This is a genomic window from Bacteroidales bacterium, assembly GCA_012519055.1.
Classification (GTDB): Bacteria; Bacteroidota; Bacteroidia; order Bacteroidales; family Salinivirgaceae; genus JAAYQU01.
On record JAAYQU010000010.1, the window covers coordinates 21,252 to 44,706 of the forward strand.

At 37.4% G+C, this 23,455-nt stretch carries 17 protein-coding genes; 11 read left to right on the forward strand and 6 right to left on the reverse strand.

The features are described 5' to 3' along the window. The 5 genes from GX311_01915 (at position 1) to GX311_01935 (ending at position 7,285) form a co-directional block, all read left to right on the forward strand. Positions 1-4,242, forward strand: coding sequence for a T9SS type A sorting domain-containing protein (locus tag GX311_01915; GenBank protein ID NLK15134.1), 4,242 nt, complete (start codon positions 1-3; stop codon positions 4,240-4,242). A 27-nt stretch (positions 4,243-4,269) separates the two neighbouring features. Further along, entirely contained in the window at positions 4,270-5,313 is a 1,044-nt protein-coding gene (locus GX311_01920; protein NLK15135.1) for a PorV/PorQ family protein, read from the forward strand. Between the two features lie 88 nt (positions 5,314-5,401). After that, positions 5,402-5,881, forward strand: a complete 480-nt coding sequence (gene greA / locus GX311_01925; GenBank protein ID NLK15136.1) for a transcription elongation factor GreA — start codon at positions 5,402-5,404, stop codon at positions 5,879-5,881. Positions 5,882-5,895: 14 nt separating this feature from the next. Then, entirely contained in the window at positions 5,896-6,288 is a 393-nt protein-coding gene (locus GX311_01930) for an HIT family protein (GenBank protein ID NLK15137.1), read from the forward strand. A gap of 94 nt (positions 6,289-6,382) precedes the next feature. Then, positions 6,383-7,285, forward strand: coding sequence for a hypothetical protein (locus GX311_01935; GenBank protein NLK15138.1), 903 nt, complete (start codon positions 6,383-6,385; stop codon positions 7,283-7,285). A 77-nt stretch (positions 7,286-7,362) separates the two neighbouring features. Here the strand turns inward: GX311_01935 and GX311_01940 are convergent, their stop codons facing one another. The 4 genes from GX311_01940 to GX311_01955 form a co-directional block, all read right to left on the reverse strand. After that, a complete protein-coding gene (locus GX311_01940; GenBank protein ID NLK15139.1) occupies positions 7,363-8,448 on the reverse strand; it encodes a bifunctional 3-deoxy-7-phosphoheptulonate synthase/chorismate mutase type II in 1,086 nt (361 codons plus the stop codon). A gap of 47 nt (positions 8,449-8,495) precedes the next feature. Further along, complete coding sequence (locus tag GX311_01945) at positions 8,496-9,011, reverse strand: dihydrofolate reductase (protein ID NLK15140.1); 516 nt, start codon at positions 9,009-9,011, stop codon at positions 8,496-8,498. Between the two features lie 15 nt (positions 9,012-9,026). Then, positions 9,027-9,821 (reverse strand): thymidylate synthase, encoded by a 795-nt coding sequence (locus tag GX311_01950; GenBank protein NLK15141.1) that lies wholly within the window; start codon positions 9,819-9,821, stop codon positions 9,027-9,029. 229 nt (positions 9,822-10,050) lie between these two features. Further along, the gene (locus tag GX311_01955) at positions 10,051-12,936 is read right to left on the reverse strand and encodes an insulinase family protein (GenBank protein ID NLK15142.1); all 2,886 of its coding nucleotides are present in this window, start codon (positions 12,934-12,936) and stop codon (positions 10,051-10,053) included. Positions 12,937-13,279: 343 nt separating this feature from the next. Here GX311_01955 and GX311_01960 point away from each other — a divergent pair, with 343 nt between their 5' ends. Then, positions 13,280-15,172 carry a DUF2779 domain-containing protein gene (locus tag GX311_01960; GenBank protein NLK15143.1) on the forward strand — a complete coding sequence of 631 codons (1,893 nt, stop codon included), beginning with the start codon at positions 13,280-13,282 and terminating at the stop codon, positions 15,170-15,172. A 108-nt stretch (positions 15,173-15,280) separates the two neighbouring features. Here the strand turns inward: GX311_01960 and scpA are convergent, their stop codons facing one another. Together scpA and GX311_01970 are read right to left on the reverse strand one after the other, a co-directional pair. Continuing rightward, positions 15,281-17,428, reverse strand: coding sequence for a methylmalonyl-CoA mutase (gene scpA / locus GX311_01965; protein NLK15144.1), 2,148 nt, complete (start codon positions 17,426-17,428; stop codon positions 15,281-15,283). Positions 17,429-17,449: 21 nt separating this feature from the next. Then, on the reverse strand, positions 17,450-19,333 hold the full coding sequence (locus GX311_01970) for a methylmalonyl-CoA mutase small subunit (protein ID NLK15145.1): 1,884 nt from the start codon (positions 19,331-19,333) through the stop codon (positions 17,450-17,452). Between the two features lie 376 nt (positions 19,334-19,709). On the opposite strand from GX311_01970, the gene ssb reads away from it, so the two are divergent. The 5 genes from ssb to GX311_01995 all read left to right on the forward strand — a co-directional run bounded on the left by ssb (position 19,710) and on the right by GX311_01995 (position 23,447). Further along, positions 19,710-20,138: a single-stranded DNA-binding protein gene (gene ssb / locus GX311_01975; GenBank protein ID NLK15146.1), complete on the forward strand. Its 429-nt coding sequence runs from the start codon at positions 19,710-19,712 to the stop codon at positions 20,136-20,138. Between the two features lie 175 nt (positions 20,139-20,313). After that, positions 20,314-21,519, forward strand: a complete 1,206-nt coding sequence (gldE, locus tag GX311_01980; GenBank protein NLK15147.1) for a gliding motility-associated protein GldE — start codon at positions 20,314-20,316, stop codon at positions 21,517-21,519. 3 nt (positions 21,520-21,522) lie between these two features. Next, positions 21,523-22,119 carry a gliding motility lipoprotein GldD gene (locus GX311_01985; GenBank protein NLK15148.1) on the forward strand — a complete coding sequence of 199 codons (597 nt, stop codon included), beginning with the start codon at positions 21,523-21,525 and terminating at the stop codon, positions 22,117-22,119. A 1-nt stretch (position 22,120) separates the two neighbouring features. Continuing rightward, complete coding sequence (locus GX311_01990; protein NLK15149.1) at positions 22,121-22,753, forward strand: 4'-phosphopantetheinyl transferase superfamily protein; 633 nt, start codon at positions 22,121-22,123, stop codon at positions 22,751-22,753. After that, positions 22,734-23,447: a geranylgeranylglyceryl/heptaprenylglyceryl phosphate synthase gene (locus GX311_01995; protein NLK15150.1), complete on the forward strand. Its 714-nt coding sequence runs from the start codon at positions 22,734-22,736 to the stop codon at positions 23,445-23,447. Before GX311_01990 ends, GX311_01995 begins: the two co-directional genes overlap by 20 nt. Positions 23,448-23,455 lie beyond the last annotated feature (8 nt).

A 23,455-nucleotide genomic window follows, 5' to 3' on the forward strand; every position in this document is an offset into this window, starting at 1 on the left:
ATGATAGACTTAAGAAGAATTATAATATTTTTGACATGTACAGTTTTCGCCACAGCTGTACATGCAGCATTGCCGACGAGTCACACCAGTTCAGGAGCTCCCAAGGGGGTGAAGAATGTAACTTCGGGTTGTACTCGCGGAGGAACAAAGCTCTTCGTTGATTTGAACAACGTTAAAGCCGTTATTAAAACACACGGCGGTATGTGGCAGGATGGTAATGCAAGCTACGAGGTGCCAAAAGGTAGTGGTAAGCATTCTGTTTTTGCAGGTGGAATTTGGGTTGCCGGAGTTGACGTTAATGGTCAATTGCGTGTTGCAGCCAGAATTTTCGACTACGATGGTCAAGATGACTATTGGCCCGGTCCACTAATCTCCAAAGGAGATAATATGTCAAACGTTACGGTTGATGTATGTATCCAATATGATAAAATTTGGAAAGTTGACCGTGATATGGTTTCTCAATTTATCTCCTGGTACAATTTGCCAGCAGAAGAAAGAGAAAAGGAGTTCCCGGGATATTCACCCCCATTGGTGTTACAGGAATGGCCGGGTAATGGTCCTGACTTTGGAACAGAAGGTGAAGAGTATGACCGTTATTTAGCACCATACGCCGATGTTGACGGTAATGGTCGCTACAATATTGACGGTGGAGACTATCCAAACTACGAGTTCCAGGCAACGAGCAGATGTAAATTTGTCCCTGAACGTAGAGCCGATAGTTTAAACAACTCTTCGGTTACTCTCTATGGAGATCAGACTTTATGGTGGGTATATAACGATAAAGGTAATATACATACCCAGTCGAAAGGGGCTGCAATTGGAATGGAGATCAGAGCACAGGCATTTGCGTTTTCATCAAATGATGAGCTTAACAATATGACATTCTACAACTATCAGTTAATTAACCGTTCAACATACTCATTGAATAACGCTTTCTTTGGTGTATGGGTGGATGCTGACTTAGGTGATCCAACAGATGACTTAGTTGGTTGTGACATTAACAGAGGATTGAGTTTTGCATATAATGGCGGTCCTGATGGTAACGGAAGTGGTAATACCTATGGAAAGAACCCTCCGGCAGTTGGATTTGACTTTTTTGAAGGACCATACCAGGATCCAAACGATATGGATGACGTTTCAAACTGGCCCGGTCTTGGAGAAGTAGAACCGGATTGTCAAAATGGTTATATTGACTCTCTTGACGTTGACGGAGAAATAGTCGGTCGTATAAAAGTTAGTAATTTCGATATTTTCAATGGTAATATTAACGGATTGAACTTTGGAGACCGTATTGTTGATAACGAGCGTTGGGGAATGAGACGTTTTGTTTATTTCATCAACGGAGGTCCTGATGGAATGGATGACCCCGATGAGGCTATGGACTATTACAACTATTTGAGAGGAATCTGGAAAGATGGTGAGACAATGACATATGGAGGAAATGGTAAAGGAGGAACATTGCCAGCTAACTTTTTATTCCCTTGGAAATCTGATAAATGTAACTGGGGAACCGGTGGTATCGATCCTAATGATGATGAAGGTTGGAGACAAGAAGCTCCTTCAGATGGTAGATTGTTGCAATCGGCAGGACCATTTGTCCTTAGACCCGGTGCTACTAACTATATTACAATAGGTGTGCCATGGGCTCGTACTTCATCAGAAGACCCATTGCATTCAGTTGAGTTGTTGAAATTGGCTGATGATAAATGTCAAAAACTGTTTGAGAACTGTTTTAGAATGATTGAAGGTCCTCATGCTCCTGAATTAACAGCAGTCGAGTTAGATAGGAAATTTATCATGCACTTGGATAATCCTCCAGCTTCAAACAACTATTTGGAGAAATATAAAGAGACAGACCCATTTATTACGCATAACTTTTCTGACAGGGATTATGTATTTGAGGGATATCAGGTGTTCCAGCTAAAACACAAAGATATTACGGTAAATCAAATTTATGATGAGAATGTATCTAAACTTGTTTATCAATGTGATATCGAAAACAATGCCTCTATGTTGGTAAATTACACATGGGATCCCCATGCAAATGCTAACTCTTTTCAGGTTATGGTTAATGGCGCCAATAGCGGTATTAAGCACACTTTTGAGGTTACCCGCGACGAATTTACAAAAGAGCAGTTGGTAAACTATAAGAAGTATTATTATATCGCCATTTCGTATGCTTATAATAACTACAAAACATACAATCAAAACCTGCCAGAGACATTTGATGGTCAGAAGACTCCTTATCTGGCAAGTCGTAAGAGTACTGTTGGTGAAATCAAAAAATATGAGTTCGTGCCAAGGCCTGGAGACATTGGTATGGCTGGAATGTTGAATTCTGATTATGGTGATATACCTCCTATGAGCTATTTGTCAGGACGAGGTAACTCAATGAATCGTCTGCAACTATCTGATGAAACAATAGATGAGATTATGAATAGTGCAAATAGTCCAACACCGTGGAAAGCTGAAGTTAGAAAATATGCTAAAAACGGAGGTCCTGCACGTGTAATAGTTATTGATCCTTTGAACGTTAAACCCGGAAATTTCGACTTGTTCTTAGAACCAGATTCAGTTAACACGGGCGGTGTTCCTTTTGTAGATTATATTCTTGTGGCAGGAGTAGCTCAAAACACAGATAACAACGGGCTAATTTTGGGAACTAAGTGGACTTTAGTTCACAATGGTGTTGACACACTACATGGTCCGGTTTGGATGCGACATGGGTACGAATATATATTACCTGAGTATGGTATTGCTATAGACTTATACCAAAGTCAGTATCCTGTTACTGTTGTTAGCTCAATGAGAAATTTGAAACGAATTAAGAACGGTTTCTTGGGAGCTTCAATAACTTATAATAACCCGGCAATGCCATGGTATAATGGTCTTGCAGATGCAGAAGGTCCGGTATATTATAACTGGATTCGTTCTGGAACATTCGATGCAAAACCGTTTGAAGACGTACCTGGTGATGCTGAACAAGATTACGAAAAAGTACTAGGAGGAACCTGGGCGCCATATAAATTTGTATCATCAAGTGAATATGGTCCGGGAAACCCTGACAAAAAACCACAAACAATCAATTACAACCAGTACAGACTTCCGAGTATTGAGTTTGTAATCACTAAAGATACTTCAAAATGGACACGCTGTATCGTGATTGAAACATGTGAGAATACATACGATAATAATGGCATTGTTGTATATCCAAACCCTATTTCTGAGGGAGGAGCTACCAAGTTCATGCTTCGTCATGCACCATCGTTAAATAAACTTGGCGTCGCAGCTGATTCTATGACAATGGACCCATCCGACAATCCTTCTGATCCTAACTTTATATCAGCTTACGGTATGAGTTGGTTCCCCGGATACGCTATTGACGTTGAAACAGGAGAGAGATTAAATATAGCATTTGGAGAAGATTCATATTTAGTTGGACAAAAGGGTCGAGATATGATATGGAACCCCACAAACAGTTTCAGTTCAATTGATGGAATCCCACAATTTGGAGGAAAACACTTTATTTATGTCTTTGGTACAGGATACGCCAATATTATAGACGGATCTTTGAAAATAAGGAATTTCCCACGATATGACGAGGGTCGTTTGTTGTTTAGTTTGTTCCATAAAAGATCGAACGAAGCAACAATCAATAATGCTAAAAACCGTATTGCACAGGCTATGCTTAATGTTTCCTGGGTAAATATACCCATGATATCAAGACGATATCAGTGGGAATCATATTCTCAAATGCCTGATAATGACGTTAGGATAAGCATAGGTATAGGTAATCCTTATCATAGAAATATAGGTGTTTATCAGGATCCTATACATGATGCAATTAATAAAGGTTACCCGTACTTCTCTTTTTCTTTAGATGAATTGGCTCCTAAGAAATTTACAGAAAAACAGGCTGATGAAAGCTTAGAAAGAATAGGAGTTGTACCTAATCCTTATTTCGCTCATAATGCATATGAAGTTACACAATTAGACAACATTGTTAAAATAATTAATTTACCACCGACCTGTTCAATCAAAATATTCAACTTGTCAGGAACTTTAATTAGAAGCTTCGAGAAATCAAGTGAGCAAACATGGATTGATTGGAATTTAACAAATACATCAGATGTGCCAATTTCTGGAGGTGCATATATTATACATGTGTCAGTGCCAAACGTAGGCGAAAAAATTATCAAATGGTTTGGAGTGCTTCGTCCTGCTGACCTATCGAATTTTTAGAAGTTAATTGAAAAAAATGAGACAATTATGAGAAGGTTAATATTTATAGCAAGTTTGTTCGTTTCACTTCTATTGGCAGGTAATTTACATGCCGGGAATGAACAGAGAGCTGGTGAAGCTGGGGCAGTGCAGCTCCTGATAAACCCATGGGCAGGATCAGCCGGCTGGAACAATTCTAACATGTCTTCTATAACAGGTTTAGAAGCCTTGTATCTAAATGTTGCGGGGACAGCTTTTGTTAATAAGTTCGACTTAGGTTTTACTCATACTAATTACTTAAGTGGAGCAGATATTAACATTAATAACTTTGGTTTTACCTCAAAAGTCGGGGAAGCCGGAGCGCTGACAGCTGCAGTTAGTTTAATGTCTTTCGGTGACATTAAGCGTACCACAGTTGAACACCCTGATGGAACAGGTAATACTTTCAGTCCTAAGTTTAGTGTTATTTCAGCTGCATACTCACGTCAGTTTTCTAACGCAATTTACGGTGGAGCCGTAATAAAGCTTATAAACGAATCCATCGATAATGTAAAAGCTACAGGAGTAGCAATTGACGCAGGTATCCAATACATAACAGGAGAAAGAGATAACTTCCGTTTTGGAGTTTCTATGCAGAATGTTGGACCTACAATGAAATATTCAGGTAATGGCTTGTCACTTAGAGGATACACCCTCGATGAATTAAACATGACGTTTGATTATCAATCAGCGGAATTAGAGTTGCCATCACTAATACGTATCGGGTTATCAAATGATTTTCTATTAATGGAGGGTCATAACCTTACTGTGGCAGGAACATTTACAAGTAACTCTTTTACGCGCGACCAGTATTCTGTCGGAGTAGAGTATAATATATTTGATTATGTGCTTGTTAGAGGAGGATACTGTTACGAGAAAGATGGATTTGATAGTGCAAAAAGGCAGACTGTGTTTACAGGTTTAAGCGCAGGTGCTACTGTTCAAATCCCTCTTAATAAAGAAAGAGAAACAAATCTGAAAATAGATTATTCATATCGTGATACTAATCCGTTTGGTGGAGTCCACTCAGTCGGTGTACGTGTGACGTTATAAAAAATAATTGTATATTTGTAGTGAAAGGGATCCCGTATTGTGCGGGATTCTTTTCTTTTTATTCCATTATAATTTAAAAATTCGCTATATGTCAAAAGTAAACTACATGACTGAGGAAGGTCTTAAAAAGTTAAAGACTGAATTGGAAGAATTAATCAATGTAGAGCGAAATAGAATCTCAAAACAGATAGCCGAAGCACGTGACAAGGGCGATCTATCTGAAAATGCTGAATATGATGCAGCAAAGGAAGCTCAAGGTTTATTGGAATTAAAAATTTCTCAGATTGAAGAGAAGATTCGTAATGCAAAAGTTATAAAGTCTGATCAGATAGATATTTCTAAAGTACAGATACTTACTAAAGTTAAACTCAAAAATCTTAAAACAAACTCAGTCATGGAATACTCTATAGTTCCTGATGGAGAGGCTGATTTAAAGCAAAATAAAATCAGTATTTCTACACCTATTGCAAAAGGACTAATAGGCAAAGTTGTTGGAGATATTGCTGAAATTACTGTGCCGGCTGGGAAAATACAATTCGAGATACTAAATATCAGTTTATTAGACTAACTAAACCTAAAAAAATGGCTTCGATATTCACAAAAATTATCAATCGAGAAATACCTGCTTATATAATTGCAGAAAACTCAAAATTTATAGCTTTCCTCGATGCATTCCCGATTAAAGAAGGACATACTTTAATTGTACCAAAACGAGAAATCGACGATTATTTTGATCTAACTGATTCAGAAATTTCAGAAATGGCAATTTTTGCTAAACATGTTGCAAAGGCAATTGAGAAATCATTTACTTGCAAAAAAGTTTCAGTAGGAGTGTTCGGGCTAGAAGTACCACACGCTCATATGCACCTTATTCCTATCAACAGTATGGATGATTGCGATTTCAAAAACCCAAAACTTAAGATTTCTCCCGACAGAATGAAGGAGATACAAGAGTTGATTGCAAAAAACTTATAAATAGTTATTTTTTAACTTTTTAATGTTTTTGAATCCAATTACAATTACTAAATTGCCGTTAGTTATATATTTCTCATAAAAAAGCGATAAAATTATGCGATTATTGTCGGTTAAAATATTTATTTTCGGCGTACTACTGCCTTTTTGCAGTTATGGACAAAATATTAATCCCGATTATTATAAATTCGGAGCTAAAGCTTCTGTTATCCCACAAGAATTATGTGGCTTTAATAGCCTGAATAAAACATATGTGTTTGGGATTTCTGATCCTGGTTTAGATAGCACGTCAGCAATATGTCAAGCAACAAAAAGAGCCATTGCTTTAGCTGCTCTTATGCAAAACGTAGAAGTTAAAAATTATACAACAGGATACTCCTCAGAAGTATATCGAGGAAACACCAGTACATATCAATCTATGGTCGAGCTGCATGTAAACAGCAGTAAAATTCCAAATATAGTTGTTACTGACACGCAGTTTACCGTCTACAATGAAGCAATTATTTATGCTAAAATCAATTCCTCGACAGACACTGTCTTGTATGATTTCTTATTCAACAAATTTAATATCGAATACCAATGGGGTGGTTATAGCGAATATAGCGAACAGATTGAGATAACCATTGACGACCATAAAAGTCCATCAGAAACACTTGTGTATACAAGATATGCCTCTGTAGAGGAGGTTTATACTTCTTCTAACGAGGAAATTTATTCATTCCCTATTACTCGCTATCAGTATATACAGCTGGGAGATTCAATTGCACAGATATATCGATTTGGGTTATGGATAAATATAATGCGCGAACTGAATGTTAAACTAGGTGAGTATAGTAAGATATACAGTGAACAGATACGCAAAATGAGTGAGCTGCACAAAACCTCCGATAATATAGATGAAGGAGTTTCAAAAAATGTTCTTTCGTTTGATATTAAGGACCTATATTTTAGAGGGAACCAAGTAGAATTAGAGTTAAACATTAATGCAATTAACGATTGAGTGGAAAGTGTAGAGACGGAGCATGCTCCGTCTCTACGTTAAAATCTAACCCACGTTATACCCAATTTTGTAAATATTCATTGCCCTTTGTTAATTGAATTCCCCGAGTTCATTATTTTATTTTGAGTTGCGATTGATTCTTTATGGATTAATTGTAGTATTCGCATCATAAAGTCAGGGTCAATACCAAGGTCTGCGGCATAAATTATTCTCGATTCGATGATATTTCGCCATCTTTTAATCTGAAATGGTGCCAAGTTTTGTTGTTTTTTATACTCTCCCATTTTTTTAGAAATATCAAGCCTTTTTTTCAATAGCTCTATAAGTTGCTGGTCTATTGAATCAACTTGTAGTCTCATTCTTTCTAATTGGTCAATATTTACATGTCCCGATTGGGTGCGTATTTTAAGCTTATCAATTATTGAAGCAAAATCAGTCGGAGTAATTTGCTGAGTTGCGTCCGTTTTAGCTATCTTAGGATTAGGATGAACTTCTATCATTAATCCGTCCATCATGATATCGAAAGCATATTGAGCTATTTCAAAAATTAAAGCACTGTTGCCGGCGATATGTGAAGGGTCACAAATTATCTTTAATTCGGGCATTCTGGTTTTTAGTTCAATAGGAATTTCCCACTTTGGAATGTTCCTATACAAGGTTGGTTCAAAAGGGTAAAATCCTCTGTGAACAGCTGCAATTTTAGTTATTCCTGCACGTTCGAATCGTTCTATTGCTCCTATCCACAATTCTAAATCGGGATTAGATGGATTTTTTACAAAAACAGGGATATCGACACCTGTCAGAGCCTCAGCAATTTCGTGTATTGAGAACGGGTTTCCCGTAGTCCTTGCGCCTATCCAAATCATGTCAATGCCGGCTTTCAAAACTTTCTCAACATGTTTTGCTGTTGCCACCTCTGTTATTACCGGCAAATCATATCTGTTTTTAATTTCTACAAGCCATTCTAGCCCCTTTGTTCCTGTTCCTTCGTATTGTCCGGGCCGAGTCCTTGGCTTCCAAATTCCCGCCCTAAATGCGTCTATTTTGCCCGTTCTCACTAAACTGGAAGCGCACGAGTTTAATTGCTCGCGACTTTCGGCACTACACGGACCGGCAATAATAAACGGCGTTGTATTAGGTTGCCAAAGTTTTATGTTGTTCATGTTTTTGTAAATCTTTCAAAATTAAGGCTTTGTGCAAACAATTCCCTTTACAGCTTTCTTAAGTTTGACCTCTTTTTTTCTTCGTAAACAAGGAAAGAGAAATCGTATTGATTCTTTTCAGATTTACTGTGTCTCTCCTCAGAAATTAACGTCCAATTGTCAAGATTTAAGGAGTCTAAACGAGTATCTGTTACGAAAGTCGAGTGGACTCGTGTAAGGTATAATTTGCTAGCCAAAGGCATAAACATATTGTAAATCTGAGCACCACCAATAACAAAAACTTCTTCAAAAGTAAGGCAATGTTCGATAAGCGTTTCAAATGTGCTAACAACTTTTGCACCTTTAGCAACGTAATTTGCATTTCGGGAAAGAACTATATTTCCCCTTTTAGGAAGTGGTTTTATTGGTAGTGATTCCCACGTTTTACGCCCCATTAACACAGCCTTGTCTTTACCAGAAGTGATACGTTTGAAGTTTTTCAAATCATCACTTATATGCCAGGGTAATTTATTATTAATTCCTATGCCGTTAAGTTCGTCGACTGCTACTATTATTGAAAACATTGTAATATCTGTTTGTTAAACTGAAACTTCCCCCTTGATATGAGGGTGTGCATTATAATTGATTAGTTCAAAATCGGAATAAGAGAAATCAAATATTGACTTTATATCCTTGTTAATCAGCATTTGTGGTAAAGCCATTGGTTTTCGCGACAATTGAAGCTTTACCTGCTCAATATGGTTCTGATAAATATGGGCATCGCCAAATGTATGGACAAAGTCGCCGGGCTGTAGGTTAACGACTTGTGCAATCATCATTGTTAGCAGTGCGTAGCTTGCTAAATTAAATGGCACGCCCAAGAAAAGATCGGCACTTCGTTGGTACAACTGGCAGGAGAGTTTGCCATCTGCGACATAAAACTGAAACAGAATATGGCATGGTGGCAATGCCATTTGGTCTATTTGTCCAACGTTCCATGCAGAAACTATATGTCGTCGGGAATCTGGAGAATTTTTTAAGCTGTGTATTAACTCACTTATTTGGTCAACGTGTCCACCATCGGGCTTGGGCCACGAACGCCATTGATAACCGTAAATTGGTCCAAGCTCCCCGTTTTCGTCTGCCCATTCATTCCAAATTCTTACACCGTTATCTTGGAGATATTTAGCATTGGTTGAGCCTTGCAGAAACCATAAAAGTTCGTAAATAATGCTTTTTAAGTGCAGTTTTTTTGTGGTAAGCAACGGAAACCCATCTTGAAGAGAACAGCGGTACTGATATCCAAAAACAGATATTGTACCAGTGCCGGTTCTGTCTTTTTTTACTGTTCCTTTGTCAATGGTGTGTTGCAATAAGTCTAAATATTGTTTCACGATAAATAATTTCTGAAATTCGTTTGTAAAATCTTTACGAAAATAAAATTTATTGGTGGGATAAAAGAATTTTTATGGTTAAACTTTTATAATTCATAACACCTAAGTTTAAAAGTTGTTTAGTATAACATGACTGATATCTTTATAAATCTGTAATTTAGCTGACGTAAACCAGTAAAAAAAGGGCTGTTATTTCATTAACAGCCCTGTAACTTTAAAATTCAAAATGTTATTTATTGTATAGTTTCTTCTCTTTTATCTCAACAACCTTTCCGTATTTAGCCAATTCTTTCATATCAATCTGTTTTTTGTCTCCAACAATCATATAAACCATTGGCTTGTCTTTTACTTCGTTGATATAGAAGTTGTTGATAGTCTCCCAAGTTAAATTTTTATATCCCTCTAACTTTGTGATCATAGGGTCTTCCTTGTATCCTAAAAGTTTCCAGTTTTCGACAGAGTAAGCAAGATCTCTGAAACCAGGTCTTTTGGTTTGTGAGGAGAGGTCAAGATAGTTACGAATCATATCTGTACGTTCTGGCTTTTGGGGCATATCTCTGATTAGTGAAGTAAACACCTCCATTGCGGTTAACGTTTTGTCAGATTGTGTGCCAACATATCCGTAAAAATCGTATGGTTTCCCTACTTCTTTCGGAAGGCTAAAACTTCCACCTGCGGCATAAGACAATGAACGATATTCTCTTATTTCCTGAAGAATTAGCCCATTGAATCCGCCGCCAATGTATTCATTATATGCTTCAATTTCTACTGCTTTCTCGGGTGAGAACGAATTGCCAGCAAAGTAGAAGAACATTTTGCTTTGACGTGATTTAGGCTTATTGACGAAAAACACAGTGTTTTCAGAATATGATTTTCTTGGCTTGTCCAATTCATTTTTATCTATCAGTGGTTTCTCATGCATAGGTATATGTTTTATAATCATATCGGAAACGTCCTTCGCAGATGTTTTGCCAGTGAAACGAAATTGGACATTGTAGGTTGTTGCCTTTTTAAAAGCATCAACAACTTTCGTTGCTTGTAGTTTTTTTAGCTCTTTGCTTGATAATCTGTCAATGTAACTTGATTTATTTTCATATAATCCGTAGTTATATAGTGCGTTTGCAACAGCGTCGGGTTCAGAACGTTCCACTTTACGGACAGCCAACTCACTATCAATTATGGTTTTCAGCTTTGATTGCTCCAATGTTGGTTTGTCTATTAGCATCCCAATTAGTTCAAGTGTCCTGTCAAGGTTTTCTTCGTCACCTTTAATGTCGATGTAAGTCGATGTTCTTGATGACCATGAGTTAAATGTTGTACCTATTTTTGCAAACTCGTTTTTTAAATCGTTAAGTGATAGATCGCCTGCTCCGCAATATTTAACAGCTTGACCTGCGTACGATAAAAGAGGGATTTCTGCTTCTCCAACTTTGTATTCAATCATTAATGTAAATATATCGTTTATGTGATTTTCTACTTTTAATAATTCTACGCCATTAGAAACAGATATACGTTCAATATCTTTATCAAAATCAATAGTATTAAATGTGGGTTCTAATGATTCTATCTTGTCCAAGTGTTGTGCGTATTGGCTGCGTTCATTTGTATTGGTTGATAGTGGCTTAAATCCGGGCTTCTCGATTTTCTCTTTCTTTGGGAAACCCATTTTTGAATTGAATGAAAGATAGTTTTCGCCAAATATTTCGGAAGCCATATTGGTAATATCCTCTTTGGTCAAACTTTTTACGATGTCTGGATATTTATATAAATTGCTGATTGCTCTTCCTGATGTAAAATAGTTGTTGTACTCTAAAGCTCTATTGGAATTGTTCTCCATGTTGCTAACAAAGGAGATATATTCGTTTTTTTTGATACTTTCAAGTGTTTCATCGTCAAATTCTCCTTTTTTTATTTTTTCAATCTCTTCGAGTATGATTTTTTCAGCCTCTTCTAACTTTTGACCCACTAACTTTGGTATATAAAGTACTAATATCGCCCCATGATCCTGAAAAGGCAAATTAAGTGCATATGCCCCTAATAACTTTCCATCGTCTGAAAGTTTGTCTAATAGACCCGTAGAGTAGCTATTGTTTAGCAGATTTGTCATTATTTCCGCTTTAACATAATTATCATCTTTCCCTGATGGTGCTCTAAATCCAAGTATTCCCATTTTGATTGGTGTTAGTTTGGCTTCGTGAAATTCACGACCGTTGAATGGGGATTCTGCCCAAACTTTTGGTTCTGGGACTTCGCCACGTTCCCATTTTCCGAATTTCTCTTCAATAATGGGGATTATCTCTTCTGAATTAAAATCGCCTACAAGAATTAGCGCCATATTGTTTGGGACATAATAGGTTTTGAAAAAATCATACATCTTTGTTAGCGATGGGTTTTTCAGATCTTCGATAGTACCTATTAGCGTTTGTTGACCGTAAGGGTGATTTTTGAAAAAATGCTTTTGGAACTCTTCAAAAAGTTTGGTTTGGAACTGATCGTTATAGAGGTTCTTCTCTTCGTAAACAACCTCTAATTCTGCTTGAAACCCACGAAAAACAGGTTCAGTAAAGCGGTGCGCATATAAGTCTAACCACTTTAATATTTGATTAGATGGAAATGTATTGTAATAAACAGTGTAGTCGGGTCCAGTTCCGGCATTGAGATTAGTGCCACCCATTTCGTTAATCAGGTTGCTAAGTTCGTTGGGTATAGCGTATTCGTTCGCTTTTATAGACTCTTCGTTGATTTTGGCTTGAATCTCTTTGCGTTCATTTTCGTTGGTGGTTTTTCCTAATTGGTCGTATAGCTCGAATATACGGTCAATGTGAGGTTTTTCCTTTTCCCAATCTATAGTCCCCAAGGTTGTTGTGCCTTTAAAAAGCATATGCTCTTGATAGTGAGCCATTCCGGTTGCATCGGCAGGGTCGTTTTTCCCACCTGCTTTTACCGTAATCAACCCAAAGACTTCGGGCTTGTCGTGGTTTTCATCTAAAATTACTGTAAGTCCGTTTTCAAGAGTGTATTCGCGGACGTTGTTGTCTGTTTGCGCATTAGCAATATTTATTGCAAAAAGTGGCAACAGGAGTAATAAAATAAGTAACTGTTTCTGTAATTTCATAGTAATATATTTAGTTATGTAAAATTTAAATTGTTTGCTGAACTTTTTTGTCTTATCACTATAAGACAAAAATAACTCAAAAATGTTACAAAATTGTGTAAAAAAACGCTTAAGGTGCAAATTAATTGTCTTTGATTCAATCGAAACAGAAAGCCACGTTTGTTTTTTATGACAATACAAGTTAGCGAAGTTTTCAATGGATAAATATAAATTTGTTGTTATTACAAATGGGCGGTGAAATCCGAGATTTTTTACCGCATATTTTGCGGTGCATTTTAATAACAGTATATTTATAGACCAAACTGTCTAAAAACAAAAGTTTAGTACTTAATAATAAAAACTAATGAAACTTTTTACAAAATCTCGTTTTAAAACCTGTTTAGATTGTCCTGCAAAATTATATTATCAGGATAGAGATACTCAATATGACAATAGTAAAAAAGAAGATAGCTTTCTTGAAGCTCTTGCAGAGGGCGGCTATCAGGTGGGAGAACTCGCAAAACTATATTATCCGGGTGGTCATAATATTGCGGACAGAGGCTATGACGTTCCGTTAGAGAAAACCAATGAATTATTAAAAAATGAAAACGTAGTAATTTTTGAGGCAGCAATTAAATACAAAAACTTTTTTATCAGAGTCGATATTCTTGAGAAAAAAGGCAATATAATAAACTTAATCGAGGTTAAATCAAAATCTTTTAACGGAGAGAAACCAGATTTTAAACTTGAAGATCCATACATTCAAGATGTTGCTTTTCAAACTTTTGTAATGAAAAAGGCTTTTCCACACTGGCAAATTGATTCCTTTTTGATGTTAGCCGACAAGTCAAAAGCTGCAACTGTTAATGGGTTAAATCAAATGTTTAGACTTATCAAAGAGAGTGCTGAACGTACAAGCGTTTTGCTAAATAGCGAAATGATTAAGAAGCATGGAATAGGTGAGCCTGTTTTGTCAAAAATCAATGTAAGTGATAAGGTTTACAAGATATTAACTGAGCCAGATAAAGATAATCTTAGTTTTGAAGAAAAAGTTACTCATTGGGCAGACTTGCATTCCAAAGGACAACAAATCGACTCGGAACTTTCTCACATGTGCTTTAGTTGCGAATTTCAAAGCGAGGATTTATCAAAATCGGGGTTTAAAGAGTGTTGGTCGAAGCATTACAGTTGGAGCGATGAAGAGTACACCAAACCAAAAATGTCCGAAATATGGAATAATAGAAAGAAAAAATCAATGTTTGATAAAGGAGTTTTTTTCTTAGATCAGGTTGAAAAGGAGGATATAGGAGATTTTGACCAAACTTCAATCGCATTGTCTGTAGGAGAGAGACAATGGCTGCAAGTAGAAAAATATAAAACCAAAGATAATACTCCTTTTATCGAAGAAGAAGGTTTAAGAAATCAAATGCAATCTTTTAATTATCCATTACATTTTATTGATTTTGAGACTTGTATGGTTGCAATTCCTTTTTACAAAGGTCAAAGACCATACGAGCAGATTGCTTTTCAGTTCTCTCATCACATTATGCACAAGAGTGGCAAAGTAGAACATAAAACTGAATTTATTGAAATTGAAAGAGGTAAGTTTCCCAACTTTGATTTTGTAAGAGCTTTAAAAAAAGCACTCGAAAATGATAACGGAACAATTTTTAGATATGCAGCACATGAAAAAACAGTATTGAACCAAATTCTAAAGCAAATTGAGGATACTAACGCAGAGAACTTGCCGGATAAAGAAGAGTTAAAAAAGTTTATTATATCAATAACAGGCGATAGAGAGGAACGAGCAATGGTTGATATGCTGAAGTTGGTAAAGGATTTTTATTATCATCCAAGAATGAAAGGATCGAACTCTATTAAAGCCGTTTTGCCAGCAGTAATGGAATCTGATTATGTGAAAGACAAATATTCACAGCCGATAGGCAAAATAAACGTTACAAGTATAAACTTTTCTGATAATATGACTTGGTGTCAACTTGATGATAATGGACAAGTTATAGACCCATATAAATTATTAAGTCCTGTATTTAACGATATTATTATTTCTGACTACGATTCCGGTGAAACTGTCGCAGACGGAGGAGCCGCAATGACAGCATTTGCAAGAATACAGTTTGCCGAAATGCCCGATGGTCAAAGAAACTCAACAATTGAGTCTCTAAAAAGATATTGCGAACTTGACACTCTTGCAATGGTAATAATTTATGATTATTTTAGAAAACTAACAGGGGTGTAAATATCCCTTTTTGCCTTGATACATTAACAGGAAGTAACGTTAGATTACAAATAAAGCCAACCAAATCATATGATTTAGTTGGCTTTGATTTTTTGTGTTTCTAAATTATTATTCAGCCATTAAAAGCTCAAGAATTTTTATAGCTGCATCGGAGATACGTGTTCCCGGACCAAATACAGCCATAGCGCCTGCTTTGTAGAGATCTTCGTAGTCTTGATGTGGAATAACTCCGCCTACAATTACCATTATATCCTCACGTCCAAGGCGTTTTAGCTCATTCACAACAGCCGGAACTAAGGTTTTGTGACCTGCGGCTAACGATGATACTCCAATAACGTGAACATCATTATCGACTGCATCTTTAGCGGCTTCTTCGGGTGTTTGGAATAGTGGACCTATGTCAACGTCGAAACCGATGTCGGCATAGCCCGTTGCTACAACTTTGGCACCACGGTCGTGACCATCTTGTCCGAGCTTAGCAACCATTATACGTGGTTGACGACCCTCTTTCTTAGCAAACTCTTCGCACAATGCCTTTGCGCGTGCATATTCGTCATCTTCTTTAGACTCCGAAGCATATACTCCTGATATTGAACGTATCACAGCTTTATATCTCCCTACAATTTTTTCACAAGCGTCAGAAATCTCGCCAAGCGAAGCACGTTTTTGTGCAGCAATAACCGACAACTCTAACAAGTTGCCTTCGCCCGTTTCAACGCATTTTGTTATAGCGTTTAAGGCGGCTTGAACCTCTTGTTCGTTTCTATTTTTACGTAACTCTTTTAATCTATTTATTTGTGCAAGTCGTACCATAGTGTTATCTATCTCGAGAATATCTATTGGGTCTTCTTTTTCAAGACGATATTTGTTTACTCCCACGATAGTATCTTTTTCACTGTCGATACGAGCCTGCTTGCGTGCTGCGGCTTCTTCGATACGCATTTTGGGTATTCCCGTTTCGATTGCTTTTGCCATACCGCCCATGCTCTCGATCTCTTCGATAAGTGCCCAGCCACGATCTACTAACTCTTTTGTAAGTGCCTCAACATAATACGAACCAGCCCATGGGTCAACTACGCGACAAATTTGGGTTTCGTCCTGTATATATATTTGAGTGTTTCTTGCAATACGTGCGCTAAAGTCAGTTGGCAGTGCAATAGCCTCGTCTAATGCGTTGGTGTGGAGTGACTGTGTGTGTCCCAAAGCCGCTGCCATTGCTTCGATACAAGTACGCGTGATATTATTAAACGGGTCTTGTTCGGTCAATGACCAACCTGATGTTTGCGAGTGTGTACGCAATGCCATTGATTTCACATTTTGTGGATCAAATTTCTTCACAATCTTTGCCCATAACATACGTGCAGCGCGCATTTTTGCAATTTCCATGAAGTGGTTCATTCCTATAGCCCAGAAGAACGAAAGACGTGGCGCAAATTGGTCAACAGACATACCTGTTTTTAGTCCTGTGCGCAGATAGTCCAATCCGTCTGCTAAGGTGTATGCCATTTCGATATCGGCGGTTGCGCCGGCTTCTTGCATATGATATCCCGATATTGATATACTGTTGAATTTGGGCATATTCTTGGCTGTATATTCAAAAATATCAGCAATAATGCGCATTGAGAATTCTGGTGGGTAAATGTAAGTATTACGAACCATGAACTCCTTCAAAATATCGTTTTGAATTGTTCCTGCAAGTTCCTCCAATTTTGCACCCTGTTCCAATGCTGTGACGATGTAGAACGCCATAATCGGCAGTACTGCTCCGTTCATGGTCATTGAAACCGACATTTTATTCAATGGAATTTGGTCAAACAAAATCTTCATATCCAGGATTGAGTCTATTGCAACGCCTGCTTTACCGACGTCTCCGACAACTCTTGGGTGGTCAGAGTCGTAGCCACGGTGTGTGGCAAGGTCGAATGCTACTGAAAGTCCTTTTTGACCCGATGCCAAGTTACGGCGATAGAATGCGTTAGACTCTTCGGCGGTCGAGAAGCCTGCATATTGGCGAATTGTCCATGGTCGCATGGCATACATAGCAGAATATGGTCCACGTAAATATGGAGGGATACCTGCTGCGTAGCTTAAATGCTCCATGCCCTTTAAATCATCTTTGCTATAAACAGATTTCACAGCAATTTTTTCTGCTGTAATCCAGTCTTTGGCTATTTTTTGAGCCTCCTCCCAAGCTTTGCCTGTAGGGTTTTCGGCTTTTATTTTTGAAAAATCTATATCGGTGAATTTTGGTCTCATAACTATAGTTTTAAGAGTTTGTTATTTTAAAATTCCAAGTTCCTTTTGGAAACCTGTAAGCGATTCAAGTACGTTCGAGCGTACATGAATGAAGTTATTAATACCTTTCGATTTCAACTCCTCAACGCTATCTTTTGGAAAACCTGCAACCACCAAAATGGTTTTTTTATCCAATAACTCTAATGCTTGTGGAGCAATGGTTGCATACTCATCGTCTGAGCTACAAAGAACAACGATGTCAGCTTTTGCCTCTTTTGCAGCTTTAACACCATCGGCGATTGTGTCGAAATTGGGATTGTCTTTTACCGCAAATCCTGCTACAGCAAAGAAGTTTTGCGAGAATTGCGAACGTGCATTGCTAAATGCCACAGGACCATAAGTCAACATAAATGCCAGAGGTCTTCTGTTTTTCTTAGCATACACGTCAGTGCGGTAACGAAGTTGCTCAAACTCTTGCGCTCCTCTGTAGCGAATAATTCCGGGAACTTCTGCATCGGGTTTTGTTAAATCCGTGGGTTTTAGTGCATCGGGATTTATATGCTCTTTTTCTTCTTTGAAATTTGGGAACTGGTTTGTTCCGAGAAGATTTTCTTGTCGGTTGGCAACAGCTTGTCTGCGTGCTTTGGCTCCTTCATTTAGAATGTTTTGTACAAACTGCTCACGGAATGCTGCTAAATAACCGCCTTTGTTTTCGATTTCAACAAAAAGTTTCCACGCTTTCTCGGCAATCTTATGTGTGATAGTTTCTAAGTAATATGAACCTGCTGCTGGGTCGATAATTTTGTCGAAATATGACTCTTCTTTTAAGATAATTTGTTGGTTACGTGCAATTCGTTCCGATAGTTCGTTTGAATCTTCGTAAATAGTGTTGAACGGGTCAATAACCATTGATTGTACACCGCCCAACGCAGCCGACATCGCTTCGGTTGTTGTTCGTAGGACGTTTGTGTGGGGGTCGTAAATGGTTTTGTTCCATTCTGATGTTTGCGCATGAATGTACATTTTAGAATCTGCTTTCGCTGCGCCGTACTGTTGCATTACTTGTGACCATAGAAGACGTGCTGCACGGAATTTTGCTATTTCAAAGAAATAATTTCCTCCGATATCAAAGTGAAATTTCATTTTATTATTGATTTCGGCAGCGGTCAATCCCAATTTCGATAGTTGCGCAATATATTCGCTACCTACAGCCAACGCAAAAGCCAGCTCCTGAACTGTTGTTGCACCGGCGTTGCTATAGTGAATGCCGCTTACAGTAATGGTTCTCAACTGATTGTACGATGCAAACAGTTTTGTTATTTTTTCGCATTTAGAGAATGCGTCTTGCTGTGTTGTACAGAATTTTCCTTTTAGTGTAAATCTGCCAATTGGGTCGTAATTAATTGAGCCGATGAGTTTTGACGGGTCGATTTTGTGTTTCTTCAAAACTTGTAATAGTGCTTCTGAGAAATCAACAATGCCGACAACTCCTGCAAAATTAAGCTCTATGGCTTCTACGCAAATTCCCTCTATCAATGTTTCGATATCGTTAGCCGTGGGTGTTTTATCCGTGTGGAATTCGAAGCAAATTGATGTTACTCCTTTGTTTAAAATATCAAGAGCTTTTTTGTTTGCTTTTTTGACGTCGCAAGCGCAAATATTTTGGCTTATGTGCCAATCATTATTTTTGATTTTGTTGCCACGTACGTAAGGGAATTCCCCGGGATTGTTGTCTAAATGGCTTAACCCTGACAGATCTTGTGCGGTGTAAAAAGGCTGAACATCAATGCCTTCGCGAGTTTTCCAAACAAGTTTTTTGTCAAAATCGGCACCTTTTAGGTCAGCCACTATTCTCTCTTTCCAAGCCTCGGGGCTTACTGGTGGAAATTCATCAAACAATCGGTTACTTTTTTTCTGTTCTGACATAATAGACTGTTTTTTTAATTTAACTGCAAAATTACCAAGTTTTTGTATTAATCGGGACAGTTTTAGAAGTGAAATTTTTAACGTATTGTGCGAATGAGTGTTGCCGAAATATAATCGACCCTATTCGCACGCAAAACATTTAATAAAAACGCGTGTTTAACTGTTTGTATAACTGTGTTTTACTGTATATGCAACAGTCGTTATAATGATTTGCATAATTGATTAATACAAATTAACCGAAGTTAACACCAAATTTCTGAATTATACCATTTTCTTGTGATAAAAATATTTATTTTGTCATTTGAAATTAGATAATATAAAAATATGGTGTATTTTTGAGAAGTTTAATTATTAACCACAAAAATAGAAAAACATTATGTCATTAAACAAAGTATTTTTATTAGGACGAGTAGGTAAAGACCCTGATATCAGACACTTCGAGACTAACAGCGTAGCTAATTTCCCTTTAGCGACCAACGAAAGATATAGAGATAAAACAGGCACACTACAAGAGAGAACCGATTGGCATAACATAGTAGTAGGCGGCAAGTTGGCTAAAGTTGTAGAGGATTATGTTAAAAAAGGAACCCAAATTATGATTGAAGGGAAAATTCGTACCCGTAAGTATGAATCGCAAGGTCAAGACAGATACATTACCGAAATCATAACAGAAAGATTCGAATTGTTAGGTCGTCCACAAGGAGGAGACAACAGAACGCAACAAGGACTTCAAGATTCTGCAGATTCTTTTAGTTCTGATGAAACTGTTGATAATGGAGATATAGGAGACGATCTTCCGTTCTAATATAATTATTGGGTGATTAGTCCCAAAGCTATTTAGGGATTAATCATTTTTTGTTGAACTAAATTGAATTATTTTGGATACTGAACCGTACCCGCAGGCAGTGAGTTTGATAAAGGAAGGGTGTTTTAATTTTGAGTTTTTTATAGGTGTTTTTGTTTTGCTGATATTGATAACAATGTCAGGCTTAATTTCAGGATCTGAAGCGGCATTCTTTTCGCTTGCGCCCTCAGATATTGAACAAATAAAGAAGAAAAAAACAAGAAAAACTGAGGCGCTAATTAAATTGCTTCAGAAACCTAAAAGTTTATTAGGTACTATTCTTATTAGCAACAACCTAGTAAATATTGCAATAGTAATTTTAGGCTCCTATTTGACGAATAAGGTTTTTGATTTTAGCAATTATCCAGTAGTGGGATTCCTTGTACAAATAGTTGGAATAACATTTATAATCTTGCTTTTTGGTGAAATTGTTCCAAAGGTAATAGCCACAAATAAAAGCAATTTAGTGGCTCAAAATATGGCTATCCCAATATCTGTGGCTTCGGTTATTTTAAAACCTTTTAGTGCTCTTTTAGTAAAAGGAAGTACAATTATAGACAGAAGGATAAAACAAAACGAATCAATTTCTGCCGATGAGTTATCCGAAGCCATTGAGCTTACATCGAATGTTACCACTGAAGAGGAGGACATTCTAAAAGGCATAGTTGAGTTTACGTCAATCGAGGCGAGCGAAATAATGGTTCCTCGTGTTGATATAGTTATGGTTGATATAAAGACCGACTTTAAAAGCTTGCTACAAATAATAACAAAGTCGGGCTATTCCAGAATACCAGTTTATAACAATTCAATAGACAGTATTAAAGGTATTTTATACATAAAAGACCTGTTGCCACACTTGAATAAGCCAGAAACTTTCGGTTGGCAGTCGATGATTAGACCACCATACTTTGTGCCTGAAAATAAACGTGTGAACGATCTGCTTGAGGAGTTGCGAGAAAAACATATCCATATGGCAGTGGTTGTTGATGAGTACGGCGGAACATCGGGCATTGTTACGCTCGAAGATGTTATCGAAGAGATTATTGGCGAAATAAGTGACGAGTTTGACGAATTGGAAATCAATTACACTCGCGTAAATGATAACACATACTTGTTTGACGGCAAAGTCTCTATTAATGATTTTTGTCGTGTTGTCGGATGCGATGGAGATACCTTCAGCGATGTTAATGCCGACACCCTGGCAGGATTAATTTTAAATGAAACAGGAGAGATGCCTAAGCAATACGATATTATTAAAATTGGGCGCTTCGTGTTTAAAATTGAATCGGTTGATAGTAGAAGAATTAAAAAGGTAGAGGTAAAAGTTGAGCAATCTGAGTAAGTTATGTTGGTAAAATCTGCGTTAAGGAGTAATATCTGTCGATTATTGACAGTTGTGATGCTTGTAACTTTACTATCAATGTTTTCGTGTCGTGAAAAATATACGCCTCGCCCAATGGGCTATCTGCGTTTTCAGTTCCCCGAGCACACATATCAACCCGTGTCGTATAGCTTTTTATCTTTTGAGAAGCCCGATTATATGGTTTATACCGAAAAGAGATCTCCAAAGGGTGAGCATTGGTTTAATTTATCATATCCTCATTACGGTATTGAGATTCACTACAGCTACAAACCCGTAAAAGGTAATCTTAAACAACTTACTGAAGACGTTCATTATTTTGTATATAAGCACACAATAAAATCGTCAGGGATTGATGAGTTTTTAATTCTTTATCCTGAAAAACGGGTTTATGGAATTTTATATCGTATACGCGGCGATGTTGCCTCAAATATTCAATTTGTGGTTACCGACTCGACTAAGCACTTTCTACGGGGTTCGCTTTATATAAATAGTCGTCCAAACGAAGATTCTCTTGCTCCAATCATCGATTTTGCGAAGCATGATATTGAGCATATGTTAAAAACATTACAATGGAATTGACATGCCTCTATTCGCAAAACGTCAGCTTGAACACTACACCATAGCTATTTGGAATGTTACCGAAGATCTATCTTTTTTTACCGAAAAGACAGACTTCTCGGCGAACGATAAATCTTATTATCAATGTGTAAATAACGAAAGGCGCAAAAGAGAGTGGGTGGTGGTAAGATATCTTTTACAAAATGTTATCGGCACAGACGATGAAATTCGCTATGACGAGAATGGCAGACCCAAAATCAAATCGCATCATATAAGTATATCACATTCAGGCACTATGGTGGTTGTTATAGTCTCAAAGTATAGGTGTGCTGTTGATATTGAGGTGGTTAGCTCACGTGTATCCAAAGTTGCCCACAGGGTTTTTTCCGACAGTGAGCTTAGCTTTGCGCAAACAGACGAGGAGTTAACAGTCCTGTGGTGTGTAAAAGAAGCTGTCTTTAAACTTTATGGTAGCGGAGAGGTTGATTTTAAGAGAGATATAAAAATAGAGCCAATAAAAGATTTTATGTCGGGTGTGATATCGTGCCGATTTTTGAAAAAAAATGTGTTACTTAACAACTTGAACTTAGAAACAATCGGGAACTTTAAAATGGTTTGGATTGTTGACAATTTAAATGTTTGCCATGATTTTTAACAAACTCTTTGAACGCAAAAAAAACATAGCTCTTTTAGTTGACCCAGATAAGGTTGATATTGACTCGATTAAGCTATTGTCTGAGCCTGATATAAAAAACAAACTCTCGGCAGTCTTCGTTGGTGGAAGTTTAGTTTTTAATGAAACAAAACAGATAACAAAGCAAATTAAGGAGATTTCAGGGTTGCCAACAGTTCTGTTTCCGGGCAGTTTGTTACAAATAAATCCAGAGGTTGATGCAATTCTATTCCTTTCGTTAATATCGGGGCGAAATCCAGAGTTTTTAATTGGTCAGCATGTTGTGGCTGCGCCTTTAATAAAAAGGTACGGAATTGAGACAATTCCAACAGGCTATATGCTGTTTGATTGTGGCAATATTAATTCGGTGAGATATATGAGTAACACCTTGCCAATTCCCAATGATAAACCGGATATTGCTGTTGCCACGGCACTTGCCGGAGAGATGCTTGGATTAAAAGCTCTCTACTTAGAGGCTGGTTCGGGTGCAAGCTCTCCTGTGTCTATTGAAATTATTAGAGCGGTTAGAGATGCGGTAACTATTCCGTTAATTGTTGGTGGTGGTTTGCGCAGTGTAAATCAGATAAATTCTGTATTTGAAGCAGGCGCCAATTTAGTTGTAATAGGCACGGTTTTTGAACAAAATCGTGAGTTTTTGAGTGAGTTGGAGGTGTAGTTTGAACC

Bases quoted from the DNA above. Each gene is read 5' to 3' on its own strand.
- GX311_01915 (NLK15134.1), top strand. From the start codon at position 1: ATGATAGACTTAAGAAGAATTATAATATTTTTGACATGTACAGTTTTC.
- GX311_01920 (NLK15135.1), top strand. From the start codon at position 4,270: ATGAGAAGGTTAATATTTATAGCAAGTTTGTTCGTTTCACTTCTATTG.
- greA (NLK15136.1), top strand. From the start codon at position 5,402: ATGTCAAAAGTAAACTACATGACTGAGGAAGGTCTTAAAAAGTTAAAG.
- GX311_01930 (NLK15137.1), top strand. From the start codon at position 5,896: ATGGCTTCGATATTCACAAAAATTATCAATCGAGAAATACCTGCTTAT.
- GX311_01935 (NLK15138.1), top strand. From the start codon at position 6,383: ATGCGATTATTGTCGGTTAAAATATTTATTTTCGGCGTACTACTGCCT.
- GX311_01940 (NLK15139.1), bottom strand. From the start codon at position 8,448: ATGAACAACATAAAACTTTGGCAACCTAATACAACGCCGTTTATTATT.
- GX311_01945 (NLK15140.1), bottom strand. From the start codon at position 9,011: ATGTTTTCAATAATAGTAGCAGTCGACGAACTTAACGGCATAGGAATT.
- GX311_01955 (NLK15142.1), bottom strand. From the start codon at position 12,936: ATGAAATTACAGAAACAGTTACTTATTTTATTACTCCTGTTGCCACTT.
- GX311_01960 (NLK15143.1), top strand. From the start codon at position 13,280: ATGAAACTTTTTACAAAATCTCGTTTTAAAACCTGTTTAGATTGTCCT.
- scpA (NLK15144.1), bottom strand. From the start codon at position 17,428: ATGAGACCAAAATTCACCGATATAGATTTTTCAAAAATAAAAGCCGAA.
- GX311_01970 (NLK15145.1), bottom strand. From the start codon at position 19,333: ATGTCAGAACAGAAAAAAAGTAACCGATTGTTTGATGAATTTCCACCA.
- ssb (NLK15146.1), top strand. From the start codon at position 19,710: ATGTCATTAAACAAAGTATTTTTATTAGGACGAGTAGGTAAAGACCCT.
- gldE (NLK15147.1), top strand. From the start codon at position 20,314: ATGTCAGGCTTAATTTCAGGATCTGAAGCGGCATTCTTTTCGCTTGCG.
- GX311_01985 (NLK15148.1), top strand. From the start codon at position 21,523: ATGTTGGTAAAATCTGCGTTAAGGAGTAATATCTGTCGATTATTGACA.
- GX311_01990 (NLK15149.1), top strand. From the start codon at position 22,121: ATGCCTCTATTCGCAAAACGTCAGCTTGAACACTACACCATAGCTATT.
- GX311_01995 (NLK15150.1), top strand. From the start codon at position 22,734: ATGTTTGCCATGATTTTTAACAAACTCTTTGAACGCAAAAAAAACATA.